Annotated in this window: 12 protein-coding genes; 10 read left to right on the top strand and 2 right to left on the bottom strand. The window is 45.3% G+C overall.

Annotated elements, in window-relative coordinates:
- Positions 1–105: 105 nt before the first annotated feature.
- From NYE45_RS20755 to thiI, 3 genes are all read left to right on the top strand, one after another.
- Positions 106–858 carry a lytic transglycosylase domain-containing protein gene (locus NYE45_RS20755; RefSeq protein ID WP_340013811.1) on the top strand — a complete coding sequence of 251 codons (753 nt, stop codon included), beginning with the start codon at positions 106–108 and terminating at the stop codon, positions 856–858.
- A gap of 171 nt (positions 859–1,029) precedes the next feature.
- On the top strand, positions 1,030–2,178 hold the full coding sequence (locus NYE45_RS20750) for a cysteine desulfurase family protein (RefSeq protein WP_340013810.1): 1,149 nt from the start codon (positions 1,030–1,032) through the stop codon (positions 2,176–2,178).
- 6 nt (positions 2,179–2,184) lie between these two features.
- Entirely contained in the window at positions 2,185–3,426 is a 1,242-nt protein-coding gene (thiI, locus tag NYE45_RS20745) for a tRNA uracil 4-sulfurtransferase ThiI (RefSeq protein ID WP_340017412.1), read from the top strand.
- A 121-nt stretch (positions 3,427–3,547) separates the two neighbouring features.
- On the opposite strand, the gene NYE45_RS20740 is transcribed toward thiI, so the two are convergent.
- Positions 3,548–4,258 (bottom strand): TerC family protein, encoded by a 711-nt coding sequence (locus NYE45_RS20740; RefSeq protein ID WP_340013809.1) that lies wholly within the window; start codon positions 4,256–4,258, stop codon positions 3,548–3,550.
- Positions 4,259–4,345: 87 nt separating this feature from the next.
- Here NYE45_RS20740 and NYE45_RS20735 point away from each other — a divergent pair, with 87 nt between their 5' ends.
- The 6 genes from NYE45_RS20735 (at position 4,346) to NYE45_RS20710 (ending at position 10,124) form a co-directional block, all read left to right on the top strand.
- Positions 4,346–5,005 (top strand): TerC family protein, encoded by a 660-nt coding sequence (locus NYE45_RS20735; RefSeq protein ID WP_076332323.1) that lies wholly within the window; start codon positions 4,346–4,348, stop codon positions 5,003–5,005.
- 299 nt (positions 5,006–5,304) lie between these two features.
- Positions 5,305–5,799, top strand: a complete 495-nt coding sequence (locus tag NYE45_RS20730; protein ID WP_340013808.1) for a hypothetical protein — start codon at positions 5,305–5,307, stop codon at positions 5,797–5,799.
- A gap of 176 nt (positions 5,800–5,975) precedes the next feature.
- Positions 5,976–7,820 carry a translational GTPase TypA gene (gene typA, locus NYE45_RS20725; protein ID WP_062835476.1) on the top strand — a complete coding sequence of 615 codons (1,845 nt, stop codon included), beginning with the start codon at positions 5,976–5,978 and terminating at the stop codon, positions 7,818–7,820.
- A gap of 304 nt (positions 7,821–8,124) precedes the next feature.
- Positions 8,125–8,421, top strand: coding sequence for a YlaH-like family protein (locus tag NYE45_RS20720; RefSeq protein ID WP_036614990.1), 297 nt, complete (start codon positions 8,125–8,127; stop codon positions 8,419–8,421).
- Positions 8,422–8,511: 90 nt separating this feature from the next.
- Positions 8,512–9,573 (top strand): LCP family protein, encoded by a 1,062-nt coding sequence (locus tag NYE45_RS20715; protein WP_340013807.1) that lies wholly within the window; start codon positions 8,512–8,514, stop codon positions 9,571–9,573.
- Between the two features lie 98 nt (positions 9,574–9,671).
- A complete protein-coding gene (locus NYE45_RS20710; RefSeq protein WP_340013806.1) occupies positions 9,672–10,124 on the top strand; it encodes a pyridoxamine 5'-phosphate oxidase family protein in 453 nt (150 codons plus the stop codon).
- A 7-nt stretch (positions 10,125–10,131) separates the two neighbouring features.
- Here the strand turns inward: NYE45_RS20710 and NYE45_RS20705 are convergent, their stop codons facing one another.
- Positions 10,132–10,827 carry a YhcN/YlaJ family sporulation lipoprotein gene (locus NYE45_RS20705; protein WP_340013805.1) on the bottom strand — a complete coding sequence of 232 codons (696 nt, stop codon included), beginning with the start codon at positions 10,825–10,827 and terminating at the stop codon, positions 10,132–10,134.
- Between the two features lie 242 nt (positions 10,828–11,069).
- Between NYE45_RS20705 and NYE45_RS20700 the strand changes: the two genes are divergently transcribed.
- A complete protein-coding gene (locus NYE45_RS20700; protein ID WP_024628438.1) occupies positions 11,070–12,404 on the top strand; it encodes a PhoH family protein in 1,335 nt (444 codons plus the stop codon).
- Positions 12,405–12,419: the final 15 nt, after the last annotated feature.

Below are 12,419 nucleotides of genomic sequence, written 5' to 3'. Positions count from 1 at the left end.
TAGATGGGGAGATTCATATATTTTTTTGAAAACAATGGAACCTTGCTGTAAAACGATGTAGAATAAGGTCATAATACGCTTATTATACGGGAGTGGGTATAACTCATGCAGATTGATCCAAGTGGATCGCGGCAGTTGTTGGAGCTGCAATTGTCCAATGTGAACAACCAAACCAATGGATCAGACCCAGATGCTGGTTCAACAGTGGATTTCGCCAATGTGATGGACGGGCTGTTAGGTACGGGTGCCAATTCGACAAGCAATACAGATTCCACCGCTACGGTCTCCAAAAGATCCAGTGATGGTCTGTTGTGGCTGCAACTCGGAAGCACGTACAATCCGGATATAAATACGGCAGGATCGTCCTCTGTCTCCAATAACATCGTTGAGTTTTTATTATCTTCAACCAATACAGGAATCGTGGATTCCGGTGCATCTGTACCTACGGATTATGAATCTTTGATTGCCGAGGCAAGTGCGAAGTACGGTGTTCCTGAATCATTGATCAAGGCCGTTATTGACACAGAATCCAACTTCAACCCGAATGTAGTGTCCTCCGCAGGTGCCAAGGGGCTTATGCAATTAATGGATGGCACGGCTGCAGGGCTGGGTGTGAGTAATTCATTTGATCCTGCCCAGAACATTGATGCTGGTACGAAGTATCTTTCCCTTCAGCTCCAGCGTTTCGGTGGAGAAGTGAAGATGGCACTTGCTGCATATAATGCAGGACCGGGTCGTGTCTCACGTCTGGGCGTGTCGAGTGATAGTGAACTGATGAGTGCACTTAATCGTCTGCCTTCAGAAACTCAGAATTATATCTCCAAAGTAGAGAAGGCACAGTTGAAATATGTGATCTAGACTCACAGAAAGACATTTGTGATAACACATCATTGCAGAATGAGATCAAATGTGGGAGCAGTAGCGCTTGAAACGCCTGTTCCCGGTTGGTCTTTTTGTGTTGTATGGGTATCGTGTTACAATGCTCACTGTAGGTTTATGAACGAAGAGATAAGGGAGGTCTAACCTCATTTGAAATATTTTGATTATGCTGCAACCACACCTCCCCATCCTGATGTGATTCGTACGATGGCCGAAATTATGGAGAAACAATTCGGAAATCCGTCTTCCATTCACGGGTATGGAGAGCGTGCCGATCAATTGTTGCGTCGTGCTCGATCCGGATGTGCTGCGGCAATCGGCGTCAAGCCTGAAGAGATTGTATTTACTTCCGGTGCGACCGAGAGTAACAATCTCGCAATAAAAGGTGCGGCATTACGTTATCAGTCACGAGGCAGACACATCATAACAACGGCTACCGAGCATGCTTCGGTGTATGAAAGTTTTATGCAATTGCAGCAGTGGGGATGGGACGTGACGCTAATTCCTGTCAATTCTGATGGTGTGGTAGACGCTCAGCAGGTTGTAGACGCGATCAGACCGGATACGGTGCTTGTGAGCCTGATGCATGTAAACAATGAAACAGGTGCCATCCATCCGATTGCAGAGATCGGCAAACAGCTCAAAAAGAAAGCACCACGCGTGCTTTTCCATGTGGATGGTGTTCAGGGCTTTGGGAAAATGAAGGCTACACCTGCCGCTTGGAGTGCAGATCTGTACAGTCTGTCTGCTCACAAGATCCGTGGACCGAAGGGAGCAGGTCTCCTGTATGTGCGAAGTGGAGTGGAGCTTACACCACTATTGTCAGGGGGGTCACAGGAGCAGGGCCTAAGAGCAGGTACAGAGAACGTGGCCTTGCTGGTAGGCATGGCAAAGGCCATGCGAATGGCTGCAGAGGATCAGGTTGATTTTGCTCGACGTACAACGGTGCTCCGTGATCGATTAATGGAAACGATACATTCCATTCCTGAATTTGAATTGAACAGTCGCAAAGAGGGGGCGCCTCATATTGTGCACTTCTCCTATCCTGGGATGAAGGCAGAAGTGGCGCTGCACACCTTGGAGCAACTTGGTGTAACCATATCCACCCAATCTGCCTGTTCTTCGCGTTCGGCTGAACCGAGTCGGACTTTACTTGTGATGGGCAGAGATGCAGCTTGTGCTGCTGGTGGATTGCGTATTAGTTTTGGAGATGAACACAGAGAAGAAGATGTAGCCTTGCTTGAGCAGGCTTTACATCAGATGGTGGCGCAGTTGCGACCCCTTGAAAGGCGGATGTGAATGGATATGAAATATGATATGCTGCTTCTCCGTTTCGGAGAGTTTATGTTAAAAGGCAAGAATCGTGCACGATTTGAAAAAACGATCATTACACAGGTGAAAGCTTTGCTTAAACCTTATCCAGGAGCGAGCCTTCGCAAAGAATATGGCCGTGTCTATGTGGATCTTGGCGGTGAATCACATACTGAACTGATTAATGTACTGAAGCGGGTATTCGGTGTGATGTCAATCAGCCCGGTTAAAGTCACCCCATCCGAGCTTGATGAGATTGTGAAAACAGCAGTTGCCTTTATGGACGAAAGGCAAGACGAATTCAAGGAAGGCACCACATTCAAGGTAAATGTAAGACGGGTATGGAAGGAGTTCCCGAACTCCTCCCATGAAATGAATCATCTGGTTGGTTCCCCAATCCTACGGAAGTTTCAGCAATTAAGTGTTGATGTTCGTCAACCTGATATTGAACTGCGAGTGGAAATTCGGGATCAGGGCACCTATATTTTCAACGAAACCATTCCGGCAGTAGGTGGATTTCCGCTGGGTACGAATGGAAAAGCAATGGTACTGCTGTCAGGTGGAATAGATAGTCCCGTTGCAGCCTGGTCTTCCATGCGCCGTGGACTTGAAGTGGAATGTGTGCATTTTTACAGTTACCCGTTCACAAGCGAGCGTGCCAAAGAGAAAGTCATTGATTTGGCGCGTGCCCTTGCTGATCATGCTGGAACAATCAAGCTGCATCTGGTTCCATTTACAGAGATTCAAACGGCATTTACCCAACTGGGTCAGGATAACCTGATTATTACGCTGATGAGACGTTCAATGCTGCGAATTGCCTCCAAACTTGCCGAGCGTGAACGTGCACTTGCACTGATCACTGGAGATAGCCTGGGTCAAGTAGCGAGTCAGACGCTTCCAAGTATGAATGTCATTGGTCGTGCGACGGATCTGCCGCTGCTACGGCCACTGGTTATGATGGACAAACAGGAGATCATTACCCTGTCCAAACAGATCGGAACGTATGACATATCTATTTTGCCATATGAGGATTGCTGTACTCTCTTCGTGCCAAAGTCGCCTTCAACCAATCCAAATCTTCGGATTGTGGATAAAATTGAATCGACAATGAGCCTGTTGCCGGAATGGCTGGATCAGGCGGTAGAGCAGACAGAAACGATCACACTGCATGCCGGTGAAACTTCCATGGTATCCAATCAGACAGGTGATAATGGGTTGAAGGATGATTGGTTCTAACTCAATAAAAATTAGCACGACTGACATAATAAGGGCTATGTAAACTGCAAAAAAGGACTGTACGATGAAATATCGTTCAGTCCTTTGCTGTATTCAGAAGCCATTTTAAGATTAGATTTTCCTATGAGTAGGAGCGCTGCTGCTCCCCGCCAGATCCCTTGTTGCTGGAGCTACTGGCGCGTTTGCGATAACCCGCAAAGACTACGCCTGCAATAACGACAACGATGAAGAGAATGCGCAATGCCGGATGTTCAGTAAAGTAAGGCAAGAGTCGCTGCTCCTCAGTGATCATATTGGAAGCTGTATACCCTAGAACGATGGCTCCGACATAGATGATCCAAGGGAAATGATTGATCAGCTTGATAAACAAGGTGCTGCCCCACACGATTATCGGTACGCTGATCAGGAGTCCGAGAATGACAAGCACAAGATGCTGCTGCGCAGCTCCGGCGACTGCAATCACGTTATCTAATCCCATGGCTGCATCCGCGATTACAATGGTTCGAATAGCGGTCCACAGGGAAGTACCTGCCTGGATATCATTGTGTTCATCTCCCTGATCCGCCAATAATTTATAGGCAATCCAGATCAGAAGTATGCCCCCAACAAGCAAGAGCCAAGGCACCTTAAGCAGCCATAAAACAACAACCGTTGCCAAAATTCGAATCAGTAATGCGCCGCCCGTTCCGTATAGAATCGCCTTTTTCTGCACGGAAGGGTGCAAATTTCGAGCTGCAAGGCCAATGACGATGGCATTATCTCCAGCCAGAATGAGATCAATAAAGACAACGTTCAGCAAAGCCAGCCAGAAAGTGGGACTAAATAGCTCCATGTGATATGTCACTCCTTATATACGGTTCAATCATTAAGAATAGCATGGACAACTCTGACATACAAGTTAATGTGGGGGGATGAGGACATGGATACACTATGGCTGTTAACTGAAATTTTAATGATCAATCTGGTATTGAGTGGAGATAATGCGGTTGTTATTGCGCTTGCCAGCAAGGATCTGCCACCGATACAACGTAAAAAAGCAGTATGGTGGGGGGCTTTTGGTGCGGTAGTGTTACGCTGCGTACTAACCTTCGTAGCAGTATTATTGCTGGGAATTCCGTTTATTCAGGCCGCAGGTGGGTTACTGTTACTATGGATTGCAGTGAAGCTACTGCTTCAAAATGAGGATGAAGTACATATTCGAGAAGCTTCCACAACCTGGAAAGCCATTCAAACGATTCTGATTGCCGATTTTGTAATGAGTCTGGACAATGTCTTGGCCATAGCGGCATTGGCGGATGGAGACCTGGCTCTGATCGTCATCGGAATTGCAATCAGTATCCCTATTGTCGTATGGGGGAGTGGCTTAATTGTTGGTTTGTTGAAGCGATTTCCGATTCTGGTATTCGTCGGCTCAGGCATTCTGGCCTTCACAGCAGGTGAGATGGTGATGAAAGATCCCAAGTTAGGGGAATGGCTAGGAGGAATGGCATCAGAGGTGCATACGCTGCTACCTGCAGCAATGGCTTGTCTTGTGATCGCGGTTGGAGGCGCACATAAATTTGTGCGGAAGAACGCATAGTTTAGTTTCAAGTAAAAGCTTGGACATATGGCCGTCTGAACCGTCCGGTTTAGGCGGTTTTGTGTGGAGAGAAATCTTCTTGTCAATGCAACTCCCATTGGGTTAGTCATAAGTTGCGCATTTTAGGGTAATACAGGTAAAGGACACATGCAAAGTGCGACATAAAGTATAGTTTTTTGCAGAAACATCGGATACACTAGAAGCAGGATTACAGGTTTGGAAATCAACAGTCAGCATGGAATGCGTATCGTTCATTAAGAAATAAAATACATAGCCATGGGTATAAGAGGTGATTGCAGATGAGGATGAGAAATGAAAAAGCGATTGGACTATTTATTGTAGCTGCGGGAATTATTATTCTGCTTGGCAAGTTTGGTGTGTTTGGCTTCATTGGTCGTAATTTCTGGCCTTTGCTGCTCTTGCTGCCAGGCATCGTCCTTCATGCGTTATATTATGCGCGTATTTCACCATCCTGGTCACTTGTTCCTGCAGGCATACTAACGGTGTATGGTGTTTTATTCAGTATAACGAATACATGGGGCGCTGGACTTATGAGCAGGCTCTGGCCAGCATTTTTGCTGGGGATCGCCATAGGATTACTCGAATATGGAATGGCTGAGCGTCGAAGACCGGAATATGTGTTACCTGCAGCTTTGATCCTTGGTGCGGTATCGATCATATTATTCGGATTTACCTTGCTGCAAACGGGAATAATCTATGTACTTGCTGTCCTTTTGATCTTGGGCGGAGTCTGGTTATTGCTTGGACGAGGACGTCAAGGGAGAGGCTGGTAACATTCCCAGTGGTCTTTTCGTGCGAAATATCTTGATTTTTGCCTATAATAAACTATAATATAAGGGATATAGACATGCGTCGGGATATCACCGACGCTTATTTTGTGAGTAACCTGCGAAATTGCGGGAAGTTTAGTAGATAAGAATTGAAATTGGAAAGGATATGGATACAAACCATGCATTCAAGAGAACACATTCGCAATATTGCGATTATTGCCCACGTCGACCACGGGAAAACTACGCTCGTCGACAAGTTGCTCCAGCAATCCGGTACTTTCCGTGATCACGAAACGGTACAGGAGCGCGCAATGGACTCCAACGATTTGGAGCGTGAACGCGGTATTACGATTTTGGCCAAAAACACGGCTATAACTTATAAAGATTACCTGATCAACATTGTGGATACACCAGGACACGCCGACTTCGGTGGTGAAGTGGAACGTATCATGAAAATGGTTGACGGCGTATTGCTCGTTGTTGATGCATATGAAGGCTGTATGCCACAAACGAAGTTTGTACTTCGTAAAGCTCTGGAGCACAACCTGACACCAATCGTTGTTGTAAACAAAATTGACCGTCCAGCGGCTCGTCCGACTGAGGTTATTGATGAAGTACTGGACCTGTTCATTGAACTGGGTGCCAACGATGAACAACTTGAATTCCCTGTTGTATATGCTTCCGCATTGAACGGAACATCCAGCATGGATAATGATCCTGCAAAACAGGACGACAACATGATGGCGATCTACGATACGATCGTTAGTCATATCCCTCACCCAACAGAGAATGTTGAAGAGCCACTTCAATTCCTCGTTACTTTGATGGACTACAATGAATACCTTGGCCGTATTGCCATTGGTCGTGTTAACCGCGGTGTGATCCGTCAAGGACAATCGGTAACGGTTATTATGCGTGATGGTAAGAGCAAAACTGCACGTATCGAAAAACTGTTTGGTTTCCAAGGTCTCAAGCGTGTTGAGACAGAAGAAGCAGGAGCAGGCGACATCGTTGCGATTGCAGGAATCAAGGACATCAACATTGGTGAAACCATCGCCGATCCGAACAATCCAGAAGCGCTTCCAGTATTGAAAATTGATGAGCCTACACTGCAAATGACGTTCCTCGTGAACAACAGTCCATTCGCAGGTCGTGAAGGTAAATGGGTAACTTCCCGTAAACTTCGTGAGCGTTTGTTGAAAGAATTGGAAACAGACGTTTCCCTTCGTGTTGATGAAACGGAAAGCCCTGATGCATTCATCGTTTCCGGTCGTGGTGAGCTTCACTTGGGTATCCTGATTGAAAATATGCGTCGTGAAGGATATGAGCTTCAAGTATCCAAGCCAGAAGTTATCATTAAAGAAGTTGACGGTAAGAAAATGGAACCTGTTGAGCGCTTGTTGATCGATATCCCTGAAGAGAGCATGGGTTCCGTAATGGAGAGCCTGGGTGCACGTAAAGCAGAGATGGTTAACATGGTTAACACAGGTAGTGGTCAAGTTCGTCTGGAGTTCCTGATTCCAGCACGTGGTTTGATCGGATATAGCACAAACTTCCTGACATTGACTCGTGGTTACGGTGTAATGAACCATGCATTTGACAGCTACGCTCCAGTAGTATCCGGTCAAGTGGGTGGACGTCATCAAGGTGTACTGATCTCTACTGAAACGGGTACATCTACGTTCTATGGCATGATGGGCGTTGAGGATCGCGGTACGCTCTTCTTGGAGCCGGGTACTGAGATCTACGAAGGTATGATTGTTGGTGAACATACACGTGACAATGATATCGTTGTTAACATCTGCAAAGAAAAACAACTGACTAACGTTCGTTCTTCTGGTAAAGATGATACGGTTAAAATTAAAACTCCGATTATCTTCTCGTTGGAACAGGCGCTTGAATATCTGAATGAAGATGAATATTGTGAGATTACACCAAAATCTATTCGTCTTCGTAAGAAGATTCTGAACAAATCCGAGCGTGAGCGTGCAGAAAAACAACGCAAAATGGCTTCAAAAGCCTAATAACAACAAAATAAAATATATAAGTTAACGTTTGATGGAACACATATGCACCATCGGCGTTAATTACAACCCACTAAAGTAGTGGAGGATACGGAATCGATTCTTTAGGAGCGAAGCGTTCGCCTTTATCCCGGATTTTACCATTGAAAAATGGATCAAAAAAATCTGGGGATAACAGCGACCAAAAGAACGATCCGAATCCGAAACGGTCACATTGCAGAGCTTTGTAATTAATGTTGTTGGTGTTTTTCCATCAACCAGCTAACTTATATCCTAGCATGAACACGAAAGGAGCTGACTGTGCATGCAAGCATGGTTCGCATCACACCCGATCGTAGCCTACATCGTCATCTTTGTATTGATTACTTACGTATATAACAAGGTGTTTCGGGTACGTCAGAAATTACCGCTTGGTAAGGAAATCGTTCTCTATATTTTGATGGCGATGGGTACATTCATGCTTCTTATTTTTCAAATCGACAAGCTTCCCATCATTCAATGTTTGTTGGTGGCGGTTGGTTTGATGTTATTAGTGAGAGTGCGTTATTTTATTGAAGGTCGTCAAAAGAAAAAAGCGGAAGCTGCCGCTCGAAACTCATAAATCCTGTCTTGTACAGACCATCCGTTTTCCTTAGGGAAAGCGGTTGTCTTTTATTTAGACAAAAACAGATGTGATAAAGGTGTTGAAGATATGAACTCGAATTCGAACGGACTGCCTCCACGGAGACAGGCACCGACGCAATCCGGCGCTTCTGGATCGAAGAATGGCAAGGGTAAGAAGCCTAAGAAGAAAAAGAGAATGAATGCTTTTGGCAGAATCTTCTTAAGTCTATTGGTTATTGCTATTGTGGTAGGCGGCGGATATGCATATTGGGTATACAATCAAGTCGTGGATACAGGCATCGACAAACCGGTACCTCCGGGGATGTCAGCCACAACCAAACCGATCACGATGCTGTTGCTTGGAACAGATAACCGTCCGGAAACGGGCACATATCTCTCGGATGTCGTTATGGTAGCTTCGTTGAATCCGGAGACCAAGACGGCAACCATTGTATCATTGCCCCGAGACACGCGTATTCAATTGGATGGCTACAAATCCAACAAGCTAAACTCCTATTATCCAAGGTTCAAAGCACAGGAAAAGACCTCTGGCAAAAATGCAGAGGATCAGATGAAAGAAATGATGGGCAAGTATTTGGATGTAGACATTAATTATACAACCGTCCTGAATTTCCAGGCATTCCGTGATGCTGTCAATGCCGTAGGTGGCGTGGATGTGACTGTGGATAAAAATATGTGTTACAGAGATACAGCCGACGGTACGGATATCAATCTGGTCGCTGGCCCACAACATCTCGATGGTAAAGCGGCACTGGATTTTGTTCGTTACCGCAAATCCAATTGTAATCCAAAGACTGCTGAATCCAACGACTTTGATCGTAATAAACGCCAAAACCAAGTGTTGAACTCCATGCTGGATCAGATGAAATCTCTTGGGGGCATTACGAAGATTAGCAAAGTGATTGGTGCAGTTGACGATAACATGACGACAGATGTGGAATCGGAACAAATGAAAAACTTTATCTCGACGTATTGGAACATTTCTACCTCGGATGTACATTATACTCCGGTTACCGGAGAGTGGAGAAGTCCATATGTGTATATTAATGAGACGGAACTCGCCAATGCGAAGCAGGCTTTGCAAGATACACTTTCAGGTAAAGTAACAACTTCACCTTCAGCCGAATAACCTCCATTCTTTTGGGATTGGAAGCACGTTAATTGGTATGCTATAATAACATAAACCAAGTTTAAGAATTGCATAAAGAAGGTTAGGGGGCTGGTTGAATGTCCGAAGCCGTCACACAATTAACTGAATCTCTTTTACAGCAATTCAAGAATGAGACCTTTGTGCTTCTGAGCACAGTGGATGCAGAATCCGGAGGTCCGACTTCAACAGCCATCTCCTGGATTTATGCGGAGAATGCTTCTACTTTTCGTGTAGCGATTGATCATCGTTCACGCTTAGTAAACAACATGATTACGAATCCGCTCATTACGGTTACTGTTTTTGGAGAAGAGACGGTTTACGCAGTGAACGGACGTGCCGCGGTACGACAAGATCCGCTGCAGGATGTTCCATTTAATATGTGCTGTTTCGACATTACGATTGAAGCGGTGAGGAATGCTCTGTTTTACGGCGCTCAACTGTCTTCTGTGCCTCAATATGTCAAAATATATGATCAGCGTGCTGCTGAGAAATTAGATGAGCAGGTTTTTGCTGCCATGAAAAAAGCCTAGTGAGAGATCACTGGGCTTTTTGTTGTCTTTTGTCCGATGAATGCAGCTGCTGCATTTGTTGTTCTTGATTCTCAGGTTCATCCGGATTTTGACGGACTTTGACGTCCTTCGGTAGTTGGGGAATGATGCGTCCCACCATGTCAGCGAGTTCTGAAGCAAAACCGGATATCGGATGTCCTTGACGAATATGTTCACCAATTTCTTTAATTCGTTCAGTGACATCGGCATCTGCAGTAACGATGGAATCTACACCTTCGGGGTCTTTGCGAAGCGCTTCGGCAACAGAGTACTTAATGGTACCTACCCGAGCACGTTCCAGTTCACCATCTACATCAATGCCAACTACAGCTGTATTACCGAGTATGACGCAGTTCGCATCTTCAACACCTTCTACTTGCTTGGCAAGGGCTTTAAGGTGATTAATCCGTTTTTCATTTGGCATCCGGCCACTTTCTGCATCATCTGCAATGTTGGTATCATGGACTTCACCCGTATTTTCATTGAGACGGTCCAGACGTGAAGGGTTCATCCGATCTTCCTGTGCATTGAGCATGTGAGATCCTTTCCTTTGATCTTGCTGAGTTGTTACATTTCCTCCGTAACCTTTCGCATGTGTACCCTGATTCGGCGAAGCGTTGCGTGTGGAACTGTTGCAACCTGTAAGTATAAAGATCAGAAGCAGCGTGCATACCCATATTTTCATAAATGTTCATCCTTTCTTGGAGTTTTTCAGAATGGTTGACAATTATTTTGCCCTAGTCGAATACATTTATGTATGGGATCATGATTGTCCATGCCGCTGCTGAAAGATCACACTATTCAAGATGAACTCGGGAATGAGAAAAAAAGGACTATCTATGCAGCGAATTATCATTTTTTAATCCGGCATTCCCGAGTTCACGTTCTAGCCCATGCCTTTAACGACGCCGCTTTGGAGGGGATTGAATGAAAAAGATTTTTGTATTGGATACCAACGTGCTTCTGCATGACCCCAATGCCATATTTGCCTTTGAGGAACATGAGGTAATCATTCCCGCGGTTGTACTGGAGGAGATCGACTCCAAAAAAAGAAATGCCGATGAAATTGGGCGTAATGCCCGCAATGTATCCAGACTGTTGGATGGATTACGTGAACTGGGTCACCTGCACAGTGGGGTGCCTTTGGCTAATGGAGGTAATCTGAAAGTAGAACTGAATCATCGGAGTTTCGTGAAAGTTCAGGAAATGTTTGGTGAAGTGTCCAACGATAATCGTATTTTGGCTGTCGCACTGAATTATCAGATTGAAGAGAATGAAAAGGAAGTAGTCGAACGTCAGGTGGTGCTGGTCAGTAAAGATGTGCTGGTGCGTATCAAAGCGGATGTACTTGGTCTGTTTACACAGGATTACTTATCAGATCGGACGGCAGGACTCAGTGAGTTATATCCAGGTTATACGGCCCTAAAAGTTCACCCGTCAGTGATTGATGAGTTTTACACATATCGTTTTCTACCGATCAAACCTTTACAGTTGTCTTATTCGCTGTATCCGAATGAATTCGTCATTCTCAAGGATGAGATGGGAACCAATAAATCGGCTTTGCTTAAAGTGAATACAGAGGGAACGAAGCTGGAGCCGCTTTTCCTCAGTAATGATAATGTCTGGGGCATTAGTGCGCGTAACGCGCAACAACGCATGGCATTGGAACTACTTTTAAATGATGACATCCCGCTTGTTACCATCACCGGTAAAGCTGGAACAGGGAAAACCTTACTGGCACTTGCAGCAGGTTTGCTTAAGGTAGAGGATGATCATAAATACAAGAAATTGTTGATCGCTCGTCCTGTCGTTCCGATGGGGAAAGATATCGGTTACTTGCCTGGTGAGAAGGAAGAAAAGCTCCGTCCATGGATGCAACCGATTTATGATAATCTGGAATTCCTGTTTGATACCAAAAAAGCCGGAGATATCGATAAAATTCTAATGGGGCTTGGCAGTATTCAGGTGGAGGCTTTAACGTATATTCGTGGAAGATCCATACCCGGACAGTTTATCATTATTGATGAAGCCCAGAACCTGTCCCGTCATGAAGTGAAGACAATTGTATCAAGGGTCGGTGAAGGCAGTAAAATTATTTTGATGGGAGACCCTGAACAAATAGACCATCCGTATCTCGATTCGGCCAGTAACGGCCTGACGTATATCGTGGAACGCTTCAAGCAAGAGGGGATTAGCGGACACATCATGCTCGAAAAAGGAGAACGCTCCAAGCTGGCACAGCTTGCAGCTGATTTATTGTAAAATTCAGGGGATTTA

The organism is Paenibacillus sp. FSL K6-1318 (assembly GCF_037976905.1).
In the GTDB taxonomy this organism is placed as follows: Bacteria; Bacillota; Bacilli; order Paenibacillales; family Paenibacillaceae; genus Paenibacillus; species Paenibacillus amylolyticus_A.
The sequence above is the reverse complement of the archived record's forward strand: the minus strand, read 5'-3'. Positions and strand labels throughout refer to the sequence as shown.